Here is an 18,443-nt window from a genome sequence, read left to right as displayed (position 1 = left end):
TAGCTGCGTAATTAATCACAAAATCGATATTATACACCACTCTTTATCACTCTTACATCCGGCCGTTTATCATCAAGTACTCATTGTTTTGATTGTAACTAACTGGAAAACAGTTCGCAAGTTATTTTGAACAAGAAAATTCGATATTACAATACTATCGTCGGTTAACTTCTGTAATTAAGATGAACCAGAGATGCCGAAAAATATTATGCTGATTTTCACCCCTGGGCTGTATATATGATTTCTGTAAATCGCCGACAGCAGATGAGGTATTGGACGGCCTTGTTTGGGAAGACAAGCAAATTATACACTAAAAAGCCGCCGGTAAACCGTTCGGCTTCTTCTTCATTATGGACTAGCAGACAAACGCAAGTCAGGGAATGTATAGCCAAGATCTTTACCGTCACTTCCATAAATACGAACTTCATTCAAGTCAACGCGCTCTCGAAAGTTCGTGTAATAATGAGTCGCAGCCATCGAACCGAGTTTATTAACGGCCGCTTGGCGCACTTTATCCTCTTCTGTTGACGCGACTGTCGAATATATCTTCGCAAAATATTGGCCAGGTACGACTTCTGCTCGGTCGAACAGCGCTATGCCGTCGTAACTTGCGAACTCTGATCGGAATTTTTCAGTAAATTCACCCGACAACGCTTCGTCTATCTTATCGGTATGTTCTTGCGTTTCCTGCACCGGTTCTTCCGTAGGTACAAACAGTATTAACGCCATTATCAATCCGAATACAACAAGCAGCGCACCGATCCTTATAACTTTCGCTGATTTGATCACATTAACCGCCTCCCTTTTCTGTTCTGATAAGTGTAGACGATCTATATTGAATTCATACATATGCAGACAGTTAATATGAACAACAGAGGTTGGTAATATGAAGTTATGGAACTTTATTGCAAGGAGAAATGGCGGCTGAACCTGCTCGCCTGGAAAACTGAACGTAACGAAAACACAAATTGTTTCAAGGGCACTTTCATCCGATACTTGATGCCGGTAAATCGTCTGGCGTTTTCAAGCAGCAGATAGATATTCGCTTGGGTGATCATTACGTGCTTATTGATAGATGTTTTCTTATTCTTATCATTTTTGAATTTTGCACAATTTGATTTCTACATTTCACCAAAAATAATATTTATCATTGTAAGCGGTTTTTTTACAAAGTAGAGCAAGAAGCATAAAGTCTATATAGTAAGAGGGAATTTAACAAACTTTGATATTACGAAGGGAATTTTCCGAGCTTGTATCACTAATCGGCACATGCCTCCGCATTATTTTTGGCTCATCGGATGATGGTCACAGAAGAGCCGAAGCGATTGCTTATAGCTTATTTTCATTTTACACGTGAGGTTTTTTGAATTGCAGCAAAACATGAACTTATCGACAAACAAAAAAACGCCTCCCTTTATAATACTGGGAAACGCATAATTAACGGGGAACCCGCTGATTATTTATCGGGTCGTTCCGTCAGTTTATCGGTTATGATTATCTGCTGTCTTAACGGTTAAACTCACGTCACGACTGCCTTATGATGCCATATATTCAATTCGGAGCTTGTCCGCCACCATGGCGATGAATTCTGAATTTGTCGGTTTTGCTTTTGTGACAGATACAGTATAACCAAACATTTTGGCGATTGACTCCATATTTCCCCGACTCCATGCTACTTCAATTGCATGACGGATTGCACGTTCAACACGGCTCGGTGTTGTGTTATATTTACGGGCAACTTCTGGGTATAGAACTTTCGTAATCGATCCGAGCAGTTCAATATCATTAAATACCATTGTGATTGCTTCACGTAAATATAAATAGCCTTTAATATGAGCTGGCACGCCTATTTCATGGATAACAGCTGTAATGCTTGCATCAATATTTTTCTTTGATTTTTTCGGACTCTCTCGATATTCCATATGTTGAACGGGGTTTTCATTTCCGCTTACCTGCCGGATCTGGCTGATTAGACTATCCATATCAAATGGTTTTAACATAAAATAAGATGCGCCTAATTCAACGGCTTTTTTTGTTACATCTTCTTGTCCAAAGGCTGTCAGCATAATAACATGTGGCAATTTTTCCTGCTCACTAACACTTAGACGTTCCAGAACAGCAAGCCCATCCATATGGGGCATAATGATATCAAGTATTAATATATCCGCCTCTATTTCTGATAGCATTGTTAAACATTCTTGTCCATTGTATGCTGTACCTACAATCGTCATATCATCCTGACTTGAAATAACTTCTTCAAGCAACTGAACAAGTTGCCTATTATCATCTACAATCGCTACTTTAATTTGATCCATACTTATTTCCTCCTCATCCACTTTAACCTTCATAAACCATTCTAAAGGATTTTTCGACAAAGAGGAATGAAAACCTTCAAAAAATTGAATATATATATTTTTCTTAATTTTATGTCATTTTTCGACCTTTTTCTCTTCTTTATTCGTCAAAAAGAGGGCAAATGCCCCCTTATTTAAATAACTCCTGCATCTTTTAACATCCAGTCAATATGAACACCATAACCTGAAAGTGGATCATTAACAAATACATGAGTGACTGCTCCAATGATTCGACCATTTTGAATAATTGGACTTCCGCTCATTCCTTGCACAATTCCGCCCGTTTTGCCAATTAAACGAGTGTCGGTCATTTTAATAATCATTCCTTTTATTTCTGGTTTTGTTTGTTGAATAGTACGTGTAATTGACACTTTATATCGTTCGACAGTTTCATTTTCGGTTACTGTTAAAATTTCAGCTGGCCCCTCTACAACCTCATCTGGATGAGCAGCTGGATAAAGTCTTCCGCCATCAATATCTGCATAAAGACGGCCAAAAATACCAAATGGCGTATTTGAAGATACAGTTCCCCATTTTTTACCTTCCGGAATAACAGCTGTTTTTTCACCTGGAATTCCTTCTGTTGCTTTTTGAATGCCTGTAATTTGAGCGGGATGAATGGTTCCTTTTATTGGTGAAAATGGCTGTCCAGATTGTACATCGCTAATTACATGACCAAGTGCTCCATATTTTTTTGATTTTGGTTCATAAAATGTCAATGTACCAATACCTGCTGTTCGATTTTTAATGTATACACCTAGCTTATACGTATTTGTTTCTACATCCTTTATCGGTGTGACTGCCATTTGAATATCCTTTTTTCCACGTAGCACTGATAATTGAAGTGGCTTATTTTGTTCACCTGCTGACTGAACAAGCGGTCGAATTGATTGTGGTTCGGTTACTTTTTTTCCGTTTACCTTCACAATAACATCACCTGGCAGCAATCCAGCTGATTCTCCTGCTGACTGCTTATCACCTGATGTACCGACGAAATGGAATCCGACAATATACAATCCTTTTGTTTGTAATTGAAGGCCGACTGACTGACCACCAGGTACAACAAAAATACGTTCACGTTCTTCCTTTACTGCTGGAAAGCCCGCTGATTGTAGTAATTCATGATCCGTCTGCTCTGCTTGAATGACTGTTCCTTCGCCCGCCCATACTGATAACATCAGTAAAAATGAAAAAAGATATTGATACGATGCTTTTCTTACTGTCATACCACTCCCTCCTTTTTGTCTTGCCTTGTTACTTTGTCCGGAGAGGACCGTGATTATAACGGTAATATGGGGTGAAGATGGATGTCATTTCAAACAGCTGATTTTTTTAATTTCGCGGATAATGTAAGCAATTCTTTTGCATGTTCTTTTGTCAAATCCGTCATTTCTACACCGGAAATCATCCTTCCAATTTCCACCACTTTTTCATCCTCGCTAAGCGGTGTCACGACTGTACTTGTCCGCTTTTTATCATGGCTTTTTTGAATATACAAATGTATATCAGCCATGGCAGCAACTTGTGGCAAATGAGAAATACAGAGCACTTGTGAATGAACAGCAATTTTATAAATTTTTTCACCAATCGATTGCGCAACACGACCGCTTACTCCTGTATCCACTTCGTCAAAAATAATCGATGTAACACCTTGATGTTTTGAAAAGATTGTTTTCATTGCTAGCATAACGCGTGACATTTCACCGCCAGAAGCAATTTTCACAAGCGGTTTAAGCGGTTCACCAGGATTAGTCGTCATGTAAAATTCAATTTGATCTATACCATCTTTTTTAAATTGCCCATTTTCTGACTGAAAATGCACACTGAATACCGTTTTTTCCATATATAACTCTTTTAGCTCACGATGAATCGCATCTTCCAGCTTTTTCGAATATGAACGGCGCAGGTCAGATAACTTTTCCCCTTTTTTTGTAAGGGTTACTTCTATTTCCTTCAATTCTTTTTGCAAACGATTTACATGTGTTTCACGGTGAATCAACTGATCCATTTCTTCGGCAATTTTATTGCCATATTGTAAAATATCCTCAATTGTCGCTCCATATTTTCGTTTCAATTGATTAATCTCATTTAACCGGCTTTCAATTTCATTTAACCTTGCCGGATTAAATTCAAGGGTATCAAGAATAGAGCTTACATCACGTACAGTATCTTCAAGAACGTAAAAACTATTGGCGGCGGCATCATGAATCGATTTATATTCATCATTAATGCCGGCTGCAGATTCAAGTCCATTTACACTTAGACCAAGCCAATCAAGTGCTTTTCCATCACCTGAGAGCGCGCTGTAAGCTTCCGACAATGCAGCATACAACTTTTCATAGTTGGCTAACTGCCGTCTTTCTGACTCCAATTTTTCTTCTTCGCCTATAATCAATTCCGCTTTTTCAATTTCATTAAATTGGAACTGTATTAAATCCAGACGATGCGCTAAATTTTGTTCATTTTCACTGAGACGGCGTATTTCTGTCTGTAAATGATCGTAACGATTGTAAATATTTATATATTTCTCTTTTGCATGCTGAATCGCTGTGCCGCCAAAGTCATCAAGTAAACGAAGATGACTGCCCGCATTCATTAATTCCTGATATTCATGTTGGCCGTGAATGTCCATTAAACGAGAACCAATTTCACGTAAAATTGACAGCGTAACCATTTTACCATTTACACGGCAAACGCTTTTGCCAGCGGCGGAAATTTCACGGCGTAAAATGACTGATTCCTCTTCCAGCTCAATACCAAATTCAAGGCAGACTTGAAAACAAGGATGGTTTTCATGTAAGGTAAATAATCCTTCAATCTCTGCCCGTTTCTCACCATGCCGAACAAACTCCCCAGAGCCTCTTCCACCGGTTAATAATTGCAATGCATCAATAATAATTGATTTTCCTGCACCTGTTTCCCCTGTCAATACGGTTAACCCTCGTTCAAATGATAATTCAAGCGCATCAATAATTGCAAAATGGCGAATCGATAATTCTTGAAGCACGATCGTCACATCCTTATTAAAGCATTTCTAAAAAACGAGAAGATACGATTTCCGTCTGCTCCGGTGCACGGCAAATAAGTAAACAAGTGTCATCCCCGCAAATCGTACCCATAATTTCTTCCCAATCCAGATTATCAATTAACGCACCGACCGCCTGAGCGTTACCAGGCAATGTTTTCATGACGACAAAATGGCCGGCTGAATCAATACTAACAAAACAGTCAACAAGTGACCGCTTTAATTTTTGCAGCGGATTAAAACGCTGATCAGCAGGTAGACTATATTTATAACGCCCATCCATTAATGGCACTTTTACCAGATGAAGTTCTTTAATATCGCGTGAAATCGTAGCTTGTGTTACGTTATAACCAGCTTTTTTCAACAAATCAACGAGTTCATCTTGTGTCTCAATTTCATTGTTCGCAATCATTTCTCGAATTTTAATATGTCGTTGTCCTTTATTCATGATACCCACCCCATAATGTATAATTATACTCATTTATACATTATCATACTGTATATGTCTTGAAAAGTATACAAAAAGAAGCCGGCTTCTAATTCACTGAGAGAGCCGGCTTCTTGAAGCTGAATATCCTTTTGTTCAGCTTTTTTCTTTAAATTCATTATGCGCTGCATCTACAGCCTGTTCAGCTGTAATCGGCAAACTGATAATGCCATTATTGTCTTCACCTGGCCAGCGAATATGTAGTAAAAATTCAATATTACCGTCACCGCCGGTAATCGGTGAATGCGAAAGGTTCATGACCACATAGCCGAGCTGCGAAGACAAATTAACTATTTTTTCAATCACAGCTTTATGAACGGCTTTATCACGTACAATTCCTTTTTTGCCGACTTGGTCACGGCCGGCTTCAAATTGGGGTTTAACAAGCGCGACAACATCGCTTCCCGGCACGAGGAGTGTTTTTAATACCGGCAAAATAAGGGACAGCGAAATAAACGAGACATCAATCACGGCAAATTGCGGCATTCCTTTTAACAAATCAGCCGGTTTCACGTAGCGAAAATTCGTCCGTTCCATGACGACAACCCGTTCATCCTGTCTCATCTTCCATGCCAACTGATTATAGCCAACATCAAGTGCATATGAAAGTGCTGCACCGTTTTGCAATGCACAGTCGGTAAATCCGCCTGTTGATGCGCCAATATCAATTATAATTTTATCCTGTACGGTCACATCAAATACCCGTAATGCTTTCTCAAGCTTTAAGCCTCCACGGCTAACATACGGCATTGTTTTTCCTTTTATTTCAAGAGGTGCATCAACTGGAATTTTTTCACCTGGTTTATCGATTCGTTCTTCATTGGAATACACGATGCCAGCCATAACCGCTCGTTTCGCTTTTTCTCTCGTTTCAATTAATCCTTTTTCAACGAGCAATACATCAATTCGTTCTTTTTTTGCCATCGTTATGCTCTTTCCTCTTGTTTTTCGGGCACAAGTGCGGCTATTTTACGCACTGCTTCTTCCGCCGTTAAATCAACTTCTTCAAGTAATTTACTAACGCTTCCGTGTTCAATAAACCGATCCGGGATACCCATCCGGTCAATGACGGCACCATGGAAGCCCGATTCATGCGCATATTCAAGTACCGCACTGCCAAATCCCCCTTCGAGAATAGCTTCTTCGATCGTCAAAATAGGGATATGTTGACTAAGCAGGTCGTCCATCATTAATTTGTCAAACGGTTTAATGAAGCGGGCATTTACTACTTTGACATCAACACCGCGTTCCTCAAGCAACAAAGCAGCCTCCATCGCCATCGGAATCGTTGTCCCGAATGTTAAAATAGCAGCAGATGTTCCTCCTTTTAACACTTCCCATGAACCAATCGGGATTGTCGTCATCTCAGCATCCATCTCAACACCAAGACCATTTCCCCGCGGGAAACGCATTGCAATAGGCCCATCATCGTATTGAATGGCTGTATTAACCATATGACGACCTTCATTTTCATCTTTCGGCATCATCAGCACCATATTGGGCAAATGACGCAGGAAAGCAATGTCAAAGACGCCTTGATGAGTTTCTCCATCTGCACCAACAAGTCCAGACCGGTCAATGCCAATGAATACATTTAAATTAGGTCGGCATATATCGTGGACCACTTGATCATAGGCACGCTGAAGGAATGTCGAGTAGATAGCCAGAAATGGCTTCATTCCTTGCGTAGCTAGTCCCGCTGCAACCGTTGCTGCATGTTGTTCTGCAATCCCGACATCAAACATTCGATCAGGGAACTCTTCTGCAAAACCGAGCAATTTGGACCCGACAGGCATTGCCGGTGTAATCGCGACAATACGCTCATCTGTACGGGCAATTTCACGCACTGTTTCACTGACAAGTGTGCTCCACGCCGGCGGTTCATTTTTGGCTTTAATTATCGCACCCGTTTCCCTTTTATATGGACCCGTTCCGTGCCATGAACCAATTTTGTCTGTTTCGGCTGGCTTATAGCCTTTTCCTTTTTTCGTAATAACATGAACAAGTACCGGTCCTTCTGTCCGTTTCGCCTGTTCTAAACTTTTAATTAGATCGTCAAAACTATGACCATCTGTTGGACCAAGATACGTAAATCCTAGTTCTTCAAAAAACATGCCTGGAACGAGTAAGTACTTTAAACTGTCTTTTAAACGTTCTGCTGTATTTGCGACTTTGCCGCCAACCGCTGGAATACGTTTTAAAATTAATTCAAATTCATCTTTAAGTTTGTTGTACTTACCGCCTGTCCGCATACGCCCAAGTATGCCGTGCAGCGCACCGACATTTGGTGCAATGGACATTTCGTTATCATTTAATATAACAATCATATTCGTTTTTTCATGGCCGATATGGTTTAATGCTTCAAGCGCCATGCCGCCTGTTAACGCACCATCGCCGATGATAGGTACAATGTGCGAATCCGTTTTTTTCAAATCACGGGCAATCGCCATCCCCATTGCAGCAGAAAGCGATGTTGAACTATGACCTGTTTCCCATACATCATGTTCACTTTCCACCATTTTTGGAAAACCACATAATCCTTTATACTGGCGTAACGTATCAAATTTATTTGCACGGCCCGTTAAAATTTTATGAACATACGATTGATGGCCGACATCCCATAAAAATTTATCATTGGGACTTGTAAAGCAGTAATGGAGCGCAACTGTCAACTCAACTACACCAAGATTCGGACCAATATGACCGCCTGTTACAGACAGTTTTTCAATTAAAAATTTTCGGATTGCTGCACTTAACTGTTCCATTTCATGTACGTTCATTTTTTTCACAAAAGATGGGTCTGCAATCGATAAAAGATCCAAATGGATCAACTCACTTTCATATCTGTTTCAGATCATAGTTGAAATGTACCGCTATTATAGCATACGTTTGCAGGTACTAACCATTTTCCGATACTACGTAGTACGCTCAACAATTAAACTTGCAAATGATTCAAGCAACGGCGCAGGACGATCAAGTGAAGCAAGTGCATCATGAGCTCCTTTTAATTCTTCTGACAACTTTTCTTTCGCTCCAGCTAATGAAAGGAGGGATGGATATGTACTTTTCCCACTGGACTCATCGCTTCCGACTGGCTTTCCAATTTCTTCTTCCGTTCCTTCCACATCAAGAATGTCATCGCGAATTTGGAATGCAAGGCCGATATGGCGGGCATATTTTTCAAGCATTGCTGTTTCATGTTCATTCGCACCGCCGATTAAGGCACCGGCCATTACGCTAAAAGCAAGAAGACGGCCCGTTTTATGAAGATGTATGTACTCAAGTTGGGATAGCGACAACATTCTTCGCTCGCCTTCCATATCAGCCATTTGTCCGCCAACCATCCCTTCAGGTCCCGCAGCAAAGGCTAACATTTGAATAAGTTTAATCGATTTTTCTGGAGATTGAACAGTAGACGACGCAATTAATTCAAATGCATACGTTAACAATGCATCTCCTGCAAGAATCGCTGTCGCTTCACCAAATACTTTATGATTTGTCGGCTGTCCCCGGCGGAGTGCATCATCATCCATGGCGGGCAAATCGTCGTGAATGAGCGAATACGTATGGATCATTTCAAGTGCGCATGCTGCATCTAGTCCTTTTTCAACTTTTTGACCATACGTTTCCAGTACCGCAAATAAAAGCATCGGCCGAATTCGCTTTCCGCCTGCTTTCAATGAATACATCATTGATTTTTTTATTACTTCAGGTGCCTGCAGCATTTCCACACGTTCAAATAAATACGGTTCAAATACGAGGCACTTTTCCTCTATATACCTTTTAATGTTTATCATTAATCTTCACCATCCAATTGAAACGGCTCTTCCCCTTCTTTTGTCACAATCTTCGCTAGATCCGATTCGGCTTTTTTTAATTTATTATGACAAAGTACGGATAATTCCATACCACGCTTATATTCTTCGAGTGCTTCCTCAAGGGGTACGTCGCCTTCTTCCAGGCGCGCTGTAATTTTTTCTAACTGTTCCATTGCTTGCTCGAAGCTTAATTCTTCAGATTTCATCATCTTTCCCTCCGATTGATTGAACATCTGTGTATAGCGTGCCATCCGCCAGTCTAATACGGATTTGGTCACCCACTTTCACACCTTGTACAGATTTTACTAATGTCTCATTATGGTATGTTAAACTGTATCCTCTTTCCATCACTTTGAGTGGACTCAATGCCTGAAGAAGTGAAACAGCTCTTTCAAAACGAGCTTTTTTGTCTCCAACTACTGATTCCGTTACATAGCGGATACGCTGATTGATTTTATTTAATTCGATCTCTTCCTTTTGAAGACGCTGCTCGAGGTTCCTATGCTGCAGCCGAACTGCCGCATGATTAGCTGCTGCTTTTTTTTGTTCAAAAATGGATTGTGTGCTGCGGATCAATCGCTCTTTTAATCTGTCTGCCCGTTCAGACTGCTGTCTGTACAATGCATGCGGATTACGCATTATATAGGCATTCATTACTGCTTGATGACGATTCCGTGACGCGCGAACCATCTCAGCTGTTGCCCGGGTAAGACGGTTTTGCTTGGATAAAAGACGTTCGACTACTTCTTCCACGTGCGGAACGGCCATTTCAGCAGCTGCAGTTGGTGTTGGAGCCCGTAAGTCCGCTGCAAAATCAGCAATCGTAAAATCGGTTTCATGCCCAACGGCTGAAATCACTGGTATACGTGATGCACAAATTGCCCGGGCAACCTGCTCTTCATTAAATGCCCATAATTCTTCGATGGATCCGCCGCCCCGCCCCGCAATAATGACATCTGCCCGTTTGTCCGAATTAGCACGCTCAATCTGCGATACAATCGAAGCGGACGCTTTTTCTCCCTGGACGAGTGCAGGATAAATCAAAATTTCAACAGCCGGATATCGTCGATTCATCGTTATCATAATGTCACGAACAGCAGCGCCAGTTGGCGAGGTGATAACGGCTATACATGTTGGATATATAGGGATCGGCCGTTTTCGATCCGCACGAAATAATCCTTCTTGCTCTAATTTCTTTTTCAACTGTTCATAGGCAACATATAGATCACCGACACCATCTGGCTGCATCTTTTTGACATACATTTGATATTGTCCACTTGATTCATAAACAGTGATATCACCTGTCAATACGACTTGCATGCCGTTTTCCGGGCGAAATTTCAGTGTCCGATTAGCGGCAAGAAACATAACGGCTAAAATGCGTGCACTTTCGTCTTTCAGTGTAAAATACATATGTCCGCTTGAATGATGCTTAAAATTGGAGATCTCCCCTTTTACTGCTACGTCTTTCAAGTACGGATCCGCATCAAATTTCCGCTTTATATATTTGGTTAATGACTTTACAGTCAAACATTGATTGGCTTCCATTTCTGTTCACCTTTTTCTTCAAATAAAAAACTGTCTTTCCGATTATAGCATGATCGGAAAGACAGTTTCATGAATCGGCTGTTCGCTTTATTTTTCAGCTTTTGCTTTAGCAGATTTCACTGTATTGAACAAAAGCATGGTGATGGTCATAGGGCCAACACCGCCTGGTACTGGGGTAATCGCGCCTGCTACTTCTTTCACGTCGTTAAAGTCAACGTCTCCGCACAATCGGCCGGCATCATTGCGATTAATTCCAACATCAATTACAACAGCACCCGGTTTAATATGATCTGCTGTAACATAATTGGCAATACCGACTGCCGCAATCACAACATCTGCCTGACGTGTAATCGCTGGAAGATCTTTTGTGCGAGAATGACAAATCGTCACAGTTGCGTTGTGCATCAGTGAGAGAAGCGCTGCCGGTTTACCGACGATATTGCTTCGTCCAATCACCACTACATGTTTTCCTTCAAGTGAAATATTTTCTTTTTCCAGCATTTTGATAATGCCATACGGAGTACAGGAATAAAATGAATCTTTCCCAATTACCATTTTACCAACATTCACCGGATGGAATCCATCCACATCTTTTTCCGGTGCAATCGCATCGATTATTTTATCTTCCGAAATATGTTTTGGAAGCGGCAACTGTACAAGAATGCCATCAATACGGTCATCATTGTTCAGCTCTTCCACTTTTTGAAGCAATTTTTCTTCCGAATAGTCAGCCGGATAACGGTGAACTTCTGAATAAATGCCGATCTCTTTGCTGCTTTTTTCTTTGCTGTTGACATACGTATGGGATGCCTGGTCATCACCTACAATAATAACAGCTAACCCTGGCGTAATGCCCGACTGTTTCAGCGCCTCGATTTCTTCTTTTAATTCGGCACGAATATCCTTTGCGATTGCTTTTCCATCAATAATTGATGCTGTCATAAAAATCCCTCACTTATTCCATCGATTTATTTATTTTCGATAATACACCGTTAATAAATTTGCCGGCACGTTCATCGCTAAAATGTTTCGCCAATTCGACCGCTTCGTTGATCGCGACTTTTGCCGGTACATCTTCCGATTGTTTCATTTCGTATACAGCAAGACGCAGAATATTCCGGTCGACTTTTGCTAGGCGGTCAAATGACCATTTTTCAAGATTTTCTTTTATGATGTTGTCAATGTCTTCAAGGTTGCGTTCCACGCCTTGAACAACATCGTACAAATAACTGCTTTCGCTGTCATCTCCATTCAACACATTTTCGATCGCCTCTGATGCTTCCGCCCCGCTTAAATCCATTTGATAAAGGGCTTGGATACCCTTTTCACGCGCTGTCCGTCTATTCATTCATAATTTGCTCCTTTTAATTTAATGCCTTTATGATCATAGCATAAAATAAGTCTTGCGAAAACATGCGAAAAACGCTTCGGACATGCCGAAGCGTCATTTTATACTTCTTCTTCGTACTCCTGTTCCTGCTCGGACTGTTTCGATTCAAACTGAATACCGACAATATGAATGTTCACTTCATCTGCCTCAAGTGCTGTCATGTTTAAGAGCGTCTGCCTAATGCCTTCTTGTATAAGCTGAGCCACACGGGGGATCGAGACACCAAATTTCATGACGCAGTACACGTCCACTTTAATACCGTCTTCGGTTAAATCCACTCGAACTCCTTTGCCATGATTCTTTTTCCCAAGTCGTTCAACCACACCTGATGCAAAGCTGCCGCGCATTTTTTCAACGCCCTCCACCTCAGATGCGGCAATACCAGCAATCACTTCGATGACTTCTGGTGCGATTTCAATACGGCCGTGGCCGTTTTCACCGTTGCTCATTTCTAATACTTGATTATTTGGTTGTTGTTCTGCCATTAATGATGCACCTCCGAAATTAAGATTGGGATTTCATCACGTCATACGTTTCCAGAAACTTCGTATTGAATTCGCCGCCGATAAACACGTCATGTTCAAGCAGTTTTTGATGAAATGGAATAGTCGTATATACACCATCTACGACAAATTCAGATAATGCGCGCTTCATACGTGCAATAGCTTCTTCGCGCGTTTTTCCGTGCACAATAACCTTTGCGACCATCGAATCATAGTACGGTGGAATGATATAGCCTGGATAGACAGCTGAATCGATACGAACACCGTACCCACCTGGCGGCAAATACCCCTCTACCCGTCCTGGTGACGGCATAAAATTTTTCTCCGGATTTTCTGCGTTAATCCGGCATTCAATCGCCCAGCCATCAAACGTTACTTCCTCTTGCGTTAAAGAAAGTTCTTTACCGGATGCCACGTAAATTTGTTCTTTAATTAAATCCACACCTGTAACCATTTCTGTCACAGGATGTTCCACTTGAATACGAGTGTTCATTTCCATAAAATAAAATGTGCTTTGATTCACATCATAAATAAATTCTACCGTGCCTGCCCCTGTGTAATCAACTGCTTTAGCCGCTTTCACAGCCGCTTCCCCCATAGACGCCCTTGTTTTTTCATCAAGTGCCGGTGAAGGTGTTTCTTCCAATAGCTTTTGCATGCGGCGCTGAATCGTACAGTCACGTTCTCCAAGATGAATTACATTTCCATGTGTATCAGCAAGCACTTGAATTTCAACATGCCGGAAATCCTCAATAAACTTTTCTAAATACACACCCGGATTCCCAAAAGCAGTTGCCGCTTCCTGCTGTGTCATATTTATGCCTTTTTCAAGTTCGCCGGGATCACGGGCAACACGAATTCCTTTCCCGCCGCCCCCGGCAGTTGCTTTAATGATAACTGGGTAACCTAGTTGTTTAGCAATTTCCAAACCTTCTTCTATATCTTGAATGATACCATCTGAGCCTGGAACAATCGGGACACCCGCTTTTTCCATCGTATCACGGGCAACGTCTTTCGTCCCCATTTGTGTGATCGCTTCCGGCGTTGGACCAATAAAAATGATGTTGCATTCACGGCACAGCTCCGCAAAATCAGCATTTTCAGCAAGAAATCCATAGCCTGGATGAATCGCATCTGCTTCTGTTAATTTTGCCACACTGACGATATTCGTAAAATTTAAATAACTGTCTTTAGATGCTGTTGGTCCAATACAGTATGCTTCATCTGCTATTTGCACATGCAAAGCATCACGGTCCGCTTCAGAAAATACAGCAACTGTTTCAATATTAAGCTCCTTGCAAGCCCGAATAACACGTACTGCAATTTCGCCGCGATTAGCGATTAATACTTTTTTTATCATTGCGCCCTCCCCCTTATTCTGGTTTCACTAAAAAGAGCGGCTGTCCATACTCTACAAGTTGCCCGTCTTTTACAAGAATTTCAACAATTTCGCCTTCTACTTCTGCTTCAATTTCATTGAACAGTTTCATAGCTTCAACGATACAAACCACTGATTCAGCATTAATTTTATCACCTAATTTTACGTACACATCCGCATCCGGTGATGACGATTGATAAAAAGTCCCCACCATCGGTGATGTAATTTTATGTAAAACTGATTCGTTAATAGCTGGCTTTGGTGCTTCCGGTGCCGGCGCTTCTTGTACAATAGGTGCAGATTTTGGTGCTTCCTGAACTGGCGCATTTTGTACAATCGGTGCTTCCGGTGCTGCTGCGTATGTAGTCGTGCCTGTTGATTTCTTCATTTTCAGCTTGCTTCCTGCTGATTCAAAAACAAATTCCTCGATACCTGATTGATCCACAAGTTTGATCAACTCTCTAATTTCTTGTACTTTCATTTCCTCAACACCCCTTCAATATATATAATGTCCAGAGTATCTTCATTCACAAATGAGGAAACTCCTTTTCTCATTCTATCTTTTTTTCGTCATTTAGCAAATATAGAATAAGAATGAAAAAGGGCTCACCTATGCAAAGGCGAGCATTTATTACTACTTAAACGGCTGAAATTCAACTGAAACCGGCATTTTTTCGCCCATTTCTTCTTTCGCTAGCCGAATAATCTCATTTGCTGCTTCCGCTGAATGACTGTCTGATTTTACTGTAATTCTTACTTCGCCATCGCTTGTCCGAACGAGCGCATCATCATACCCTTTTGATTTAATAAGCGTCTCTACCATTTGTTCTTTCGACGTAAGTGCATCAAGTTCCTTCATCTCATCATACGCTTCATTTTTCGCTTCAACTGAAACGTCTGCAGATGCCACCTTGGCAGTCAGCTCCTCTTTTAAACGACTTCGCTCGTCATCTGTTTCAAGTCTAATCAATTCAAAAACCTCATCACCGGCTGTTTCTTCTACCGTCACATCCACATCTTTCGCAGCAGACTCCGGTACTGATTCTTCAAGTGTGGATGCAGGCATTAACTTATCCGGGCCAGTCACATAATACACGCCTAATACCGCCGTTAAACTCACCATTGTAAATAACCATACTGTTTGTTTTTTCGGCATTATTCCGTCTCCTCCGTTTTCCCGGGTATGACAGCTACGCGGTGTACCGGTACGCCTAGCATCCGCGTTACTGCTTCCATAATTCGTTTTTTCACATGCACATTTTCAGCACCATCCGCGACGACAAGCACCCCTTGAATATCTGGCTTACGAACTTCTAAAACAACCGGACTTTCTACATCTCCCTTGCGTACAACCGCCATCTCTTCCTCTTTTGTTTCATCATTGCTCCCTGTTGAAGATGATGTATTTTTCTCCAATACCTTCCGCTCAGATGACGCAAGATTGACAATGACAGACACGTCTCCCGTCCCCGCAATTTGAGTTAGCGCGCTTGTTAATTCCCTTTCATATTCACTTTTTACATTTTCTTCAACTGCTGCTGTCCTGTCTTTTGGCTCTTCACTTTTAGCCGCATCTTCTTTTTGCAAATCAGGAAGAGCCATTAAAGCAATTCCACCACCCAACACAATAGCGATCCATTTTAATGGCTTGTCCGCTTTGCCTTTTTTCAAAAAAGAAAACAGCCGGTTCCACTCAATCACCTCCTGAACCTCCCTTTTGAATCACCATATTCATTCGGACGGCATCTATATTCCATTTTTCAGACAACAAGTCAATTATTTTTTCTTCTGGACAGCTCTCTTCTGTTCCTTTTACCGTTAAAAGGACACGTTTGAGTTCATTTTGCTCTATATCCGCTTCTACATTTCTTATATCACAGGAAGAGAATGATTGAAGCGCTGATTCCGCCTCTACAAATAACTGCTGTTCCATATACGGATTAGCTGTCAGTGATTCCATTTCAGTCAATTGTTTAAGATGGTCATCTGTCTCTTGCTGAAATACAGTTGTCTTCCGTTCATTTTCTAGCCAAAAAGAAAATTCAACACCAGTCAACAGCGCAAAAATCGGTGTGATGATAGCCGTTAAGACAACAAGGCCTGCCACAAGACGCACGTATTTCTGCATAGGTGATTCTGGAATAATCATGTCTATAATCGCAGCACATAAGAGTATAGCCAGCACACCTGTCAGCCAGTCAAAAATAGATTGCATACGTTCCTCACCTCATCATGTACGCCGCATTGCCAGCCGCAACGACTGCAGCCATCATTAAAAAGTACATAAATGATACGAGAGCAAGCGCTGCGAGAACAAATGACATCGTTTTTCCGATGATGTCGAGACATGAGGCAGCGGCGGAGTCCCCGAGCGGCTGCAGAACAGCAGCTGCTACTTTATACAAAAATACAAGAACCATAATTTTCAAGACAGGAAATATAGCTGTTAATAAAAGAAGTGCAATACCCGCTGCACCTGCTGTATTATTAATCATTAAAGCCGCTCCTGAAGCCGTATCAGCCGCATCTGCCATCATCCGGCCAACTACTGGGACGAACGTTCCGCTTAAAAATTTAGCCGTTTTTACGGTTAATCCGTCCGCTGTTGCTGCACTCATTCCTCGCATTGTCATAACGGTGAGAAACGAAGCCATAAATGCACTGAGTAAAGACATACTGACTATGCGGAGCAATGATGCAATCCGATCTGCTTTATAATGGTCCGATAATAAACCGACTAAGCTGAATAAAACAGAGAAAACGAGACAAGGTAACACAATTTGATCAATTAAAACGCCTGAAATATTCATCATAAACAAAAGCAACGGCGGAAACAGAGCTGCTGATACAACAGCACCGGATAATGCGAGCAATGCTAAAAGCACTGGCATAAAAACGGTCATAAACACCGTCATACTCTCCACTGCATCAGATGCTGATTCAATCGCTAATCGGAAGGTGTTCATCGCAAGGATAAAAATCGGAATTAAAATGGCTGCTTCCGCTGTTTTACTCACAGTTTGCTGACCAAACGCATATCCCATTGTCTTCAACACGGATGCTAAAATAGCCAACAAAAAAATAATTGACAGCAATTTCACATTCTCTGTGATCTCAAACAAGATATAAGACTGAAATATATCCATCCAATTCTCTAGTGAAAAAAAAGATGTGATATCCAAGTTATCCGTGTCTATGTCCATTTGACTAGGCATATATGGACCGTAGAGGTGCTTGATTTCACTCCAACGATCTTCGATTGCCGATAAATCAACGTTTTTCATAATTGGATCGATGACTTGTCCTATTTTTTCTCACCGCCCTGGCAGCATCGACATGACCGTTTCAATTAGCAACGCTAAAATTGGCAGCACAAGTGTCATAATAATGATTTTCCCGGCCAGTTCCATTTTTGCTGCCAGTGCGTTTTGACCGGCGTCTTTTGCGATATTCGCAATAAATTCTGAAATATAAGCAACACCAACTGCCTTTAACACTGTTTCAACATATATTCTTTCTGCACCAGCGTATGCGGCTAATTTCCTAACCGATGCAATGAGGATGGCTATTTCTCCCGCCAGCCCATATAACAGAAGCCCACAGACGAAAAAAACGAACAGCAACGAGTAACCTGCACTATATTCACGCAGCAAAACAGCCAAAAAGACAGCAACGAGTACAATGGCGGCAATGTAGGTGATATCAATTGTTCAAACGCTCCTGTCACTGAAATAAGAAAACAGATTTTATTTTGTCAAACAGTTGTCCGACGATTGTTGCAGCCATAAATAAAATATACAAAAATCCAAACAATGTTACCCACTGAGCGTATTCTTTTTTGCCCAGCTGCTCTAAAATAGTATGCAAAAAAGCAGCAATGATGCCAATGCCGGCTATTTTAAAAAGAAGATCCACATCCACATTCATGTCCTTTTCCCCG

Annotated in this window: 21 protein-coding genes; all 21 read right to left on the bottom strand. The window is 41.3% G+C overall.

What is annotated here, in order from left to right:
• Positions 1-348: 348 nt before the first annotated feature.
• Positions 349-789, bottom strand: coding sequence for a hypothetical protein (locus ACZYRN_RS01915; RefSeq protein WP_488909807.1), 441 nt, complete (start codon positions 787-789; stop codon positions 349-351).
• A 746-nt stretch (positions 790-1,535) separates the two neighbouring features.
• Positions 1,536-2,315 carry a sporulation transcription factor Spo0A gene (spo0A, locus tag ACZYRN_RS01910; RefSeq protein WP_488909806.1) on the bottom strand — a complete coding sequence of 260 codons (780 nt, stop codon included), beginning with the start codon at positions 2,313-2,315 and terminating at the stop codon, positions 1,536-1,538.
• 173 nt (positions 2,316-2,488) lie between these two features.
• Entirely contained in the window at positions 2,489-3,580 is a 1,092-nt protein-coding gene (gene spoIVB / locus ACZYRN_RS01905) for a SpoIVB peptidase (protein ID WP_488909805.1), read from the bottom strand.
• 89 nt (positions 3,581-3,669) lie between these two features.
• The gene (recN, locus tag ACZYRN_RS01900) at positions 3,670-5,361 is read right to left on the bottom strand and encodes a DNA repair protein RecN (RefSeq protein WP_488909804.1); all 1,692 of its coding nucleotides are present in this window, start codon (positions 5,359-5,361) and stop codon (positions 3,670-3,672) included.
• A gap of 16 nt (positions 5,362-5,377) precedes the next feature.
• Entirely contained in the window at positions 5,378-5,827 is a 450-nt protein-coding gene (ahrC, locus tag ACZYRN_RS01895; protein WP_488909803.1) for a transcriptional regulator AhrC/ArgR, read from the bottom strand.
• A gap of 135 nt (positions 5,828-5,962) precedes the next feature.
• Complete coding sequence (locus ACZYRN_RS01890; protein ID WP_488909802.1) at positions 5,963-6,790, bottom strand: TlyA family RNA methyltransferase; 828 nt, start codon at positions 6,788-6,790, stop codon at positions 5,963-5,965.
• 2 nt (positions 6,791-6,792) lie between these two features.
• Entirely contained in the window at positions 6,793-8,688 is a 1,896-nt protein-coding gene (dxs, locus tag ACZYRN_RS01885; protein ID WP_488909801.1) for a 1-deoxy-D-xylulose-5-phosphate synthase, read from the bottom strand.
• A 93-nt stretch (positions 8,689-8,781) separates the two neighbouring features.
• Positions 8,782-9,663 (bottom strand): polyprenyl synthetase family protein, encoded by an 882-nt coding sequence (locus ACZYRN_RS01880; RefSeq protein WP_488909800.1) that lies wholly within the window; start codon positions 9,661-9,663, stop codon positions 8,782-8,784.
• Positions 9,663-9,893 carry an exodeoxyribonuclease VII small subunit gene (gene xseB / locus ACZYRN_RS01875; RefSeq protein WP_488909799.1) on the bottom strand — a complete coding sequence of 77 codons (231 nt, stop codon included), beginning with the start codon at positions 9,891-9,893 and terminating at the stop codon, positions 9,663-9,665. Before xseB ends, ACZYRN_RS01880 begins: the two co-directional genes overlap by 1 nt.
• On the bottom strand, positions 9,880-11,232 hold the full coding sequence (gene xseA, locus ACZYRN_RS01870) for an exodeoxyribonuclease VII large subunit (RefSeq protein ID WP_488909798.1): 1,353 nt from the start codon (positions 11,230-11,232) through the stop codon (positions 9,880-9,882). The genes xseB and xseA overlap by 14 nt, the downstream gene beginning before the upstream one ends.
• Positions 11,233-11,319: 87 nt before the next feature.
• Positions 11,320-12,174 carry a bifunctional methylenetetrahydrofolate dehydrogenase/methenyltetrahydrofolate cyclohydrolase FolD gene (folD, locus tag ACZYRN_RS01865; RefSeq protein ID WP_488909797.1) on the bottom strand — a complete coding sequence of 285 codons (855 nt, stop codon included), beginning with the start codon at positions 12,172-12,174 and terminating at the stop codon, positions 11,320-11,322.
• Positions 12,175-12,187: 13 nt separating this feature from the next.
• Positions 12,188-12,580 (bottom strand): transcription antitermination factor NusB, encoded by a 393-nt coding sequence (gene nusB, locus ACZYRN_RS01860; RefSeq protein ID WP_488909796.1) that lies wholly within the window; start codon positions 12,578-12,580, stop codon positions 12,188-12,190.
• Between the two features lie 101 nt (positions 12,581-12,681).
• The gene (locus ACZYRN_RS01855; RefSeq protein WP_488909795.1) at positions 12,682-13,107 is read right to left on the bottom strand and encodes an Asp23/Gls24 family envelope stress response protein; all 426 of its coding nucleotides are present in this window, start codon (positions 13,105-13,107) and stop codon (positions 12,682-12,684) included.
• Between the two features lie 19 nt (positions 13,108-13,126).
• Entirely contained in the window at positions 13,127-14,485 is a 1,359-nt protein-coding gene (gene accC / locus ACZYRN_RS01850) for an acetyl-CoA carboxylase biotin carboxylase subunit (protein WP_488909794.1), read from the bottom strand.
• Positions 14,486-14,498: 13 nt separating this feature from the next.
• Positions 14,499-14,984 (bottom strand): acetyl-CoA carboxylase biotin carboxyl carrier protein, encoded by a 486-nt coding sequence (accB, locus tag ACZYRN_RS01845; protein ID WP_488909793.1) that lies wholly within the window; start codon positions 14,982-14,984, stop codon positions 14,499-14,501.
• Positions 14,985-15,137: 153 nt separating this feature from the next.
• Positions 15,138-15,659 carry a SpoIIIAH-like family protein gene (locus ACZYRN_RS01840; protein ID WP_488909792.1) on the bottom strand — a complete coding sequence of 174 codons (522 nt, stop codon included), beginning with the start codon at positions 15,657-15,659 and terminating at the stop codon, positions 15,138-15,140.
• Positions 15,659-16,204, bottom strand: coding sequence for a stage III sporulation protein AG (locus ACZYRN_RS01835; protein WP_488909791.1), 546 nt, complete (start codon positions 16,202-16,204; stop codon positions 15,659-15,661). Before ACZYRN_RS01835 ends, ACZYRN_RS01840 begins: the two co-directional genes overlap by 1 nt.
• Complete coding sequence (gene spoIIIAF / locus ACZYRN_RS01830) at positions 16,197-16,718, bottom strand: stage III sporulation protein AF (protein ID WP_488909790.1); 522 nt, start codon at positions 16,716-16,718, stop codon at positions 16,197-16,199. The genes ACZYRN_RS01835 and spoIIIAF overlap by 8 nt, the downstream gene beginning before the upstream one ends.
• Positions 16,719-16,725: 7 nt before the next feature.
• Complete coding sequence (gene spoIIIAE / locus ACZYRN_RS01825; RefSeq protein ID WP_488909789.1) at positions 16,726-17,787, bottom strand: stage III sporulation protein AE; 1,062 nt, start codon at positions 17,785-17,787, stop codon at positions 16,726-16,728.
• Between the two features lie 30 nt (positions 17,788-17,817).
• Positions 17,818-18,126 carry a SpoIIIAC/SpoIIIAD family protein gene (locus ACZYRN_RS01820; protein ID WP_488909788.1) on the bottom strand — a complete coding sequence of 103 codons (309 nt, stop codon included), beginning with the start codon at positions 18,124-18,126 and terminating at the stop codon, positions 17,818-17,820.
• A gap of 100 nt (positions 18,127-18,226) precedes the next feature.
• The gene (gene spoIIIAC / locus ACZYRN_RS01815) at positions 18,227-18,430 is read right to left on the bottom strand and encodes a stage III sporulation protein AC (RefSeq protein ID WP_018393894.1); all 204 of its coding nucleotides are present in this window, start codon (positions 18,428-18,430) and stop codon (positions 18,227-18,229) included.
• Between the last annotated feature and the right edge of the window lie 13 nt (positions 18,431-18,443).

This window comes from Domibacillus sp. F004 (genome assembly GCF_057814295.1).
The sequence above is the reverse complement of the archived record's forward strand: the minus strand, read 5'-3'. Positions and strand labels throughout refer to the sequence as shown.

Coding starts and splice junctions, on each gene's coding strand:
- spo0A (WP_488909806.1), bottom strand. CDS start 2,315: ATGGATCAAATTAAAGTAGCGATTGTAGATGATAATAGGCAACTTGTT.
- spoIVB (WP_488909805.1), bottom strand. CDS start 3,580: ATGACAGTAAGAAAAGCATCGTATCAATATCTTTTTTCATTTTTACTG.
- ahrC (WP_488909803.1), bottom strand. CDS start 5,827: ATGAATAAAGGACAACGACATATTAAAATTCGAGAAATGATTGCGAAC.
- ACZYRN_RS01890 (WP_488909802.1), bottom strand. CDS start 6,790: ATGGCAAAAAAAGAACGAATTGATGTATTGCTCGTTGAAAAAGGATTA.
- ACZYRN_RS01880 (WP_488909800.1), bottom strand. CDS start 9,663: ATGATAAACATTAAAAGGTATATAGAGGAAAAGTGCCTCGTATTTGAA.
- xseB (WP_488909799.1), bottom strand. CDS start 9,893: ATGATGAAATCTGAAGAATTAAGCTTCGAGCAAGCAATGGAACAGTTA.
- xseA (WP_488909798.1), bottom strand. CDS start 11,232: ATGGAAGCCAATCAATGTTTGACTGTAAAGTCATTAACCAAATATATA.
- folD (WP_488909797.1), bottom strand. CDS start 12,174: ATGACAGCATCAATTATTGATGGAAAAGCAATCGCAAAGGATATTCGT.
- nusB (WP_488909796.1), bottom strand. CDS start 12,580: ATGAATAGACGGACAGCGCGTGAAAAGGGTATCCAAGCCCTTTATCAA.
- ACZYRN_RS01855 (WP_488909795.1), bottom strand. CDS start 13,107: ATGGCAGAACAACAACCAAATAATCAAGTATTAGAAATGAGCAACGGT.
- accC (WP_488909794.1), bottom strand. CDS start 14,485: ATGATAAAAAAAGTATTAATCGCTAATCGCGGCGAAATTGCAGTACGT.
- accB (WP_488909793.1), bottom strand. CDS start 14,984: ATGAAAGTACAAGAAATTAGAGAGTTGATCAAACTTGTGGATCAATCA.
- ACZYRN_RS01840 (WP_488909792.1), bottom strand. CDS start 15,659: ATGCCGAAAAAACAAACAGTATGGTTATTTACAATGGTGAGTTTAACG.
- spoIIIAF (WP_488909790.1), bottom strand. CDS start 16,718: ATGCAATCTATTTTTGACTGGCTGACAGGTGTGCTGGCTATACTCTTA.
- spoIIIAE (WP_488909789.1), bottom strand. CDS start 17,787: ATGAAAAACGTTGATTTATCGGCAATCGAAGATCGTTGGAGTGAAATC.
- spoIIIAC (WP_018393894.1), bottom strand. CDS start 18,430: ATGAATGTGGATGTGGATCTTCTTTTTAAAATAGCCGGCATTGGCATC.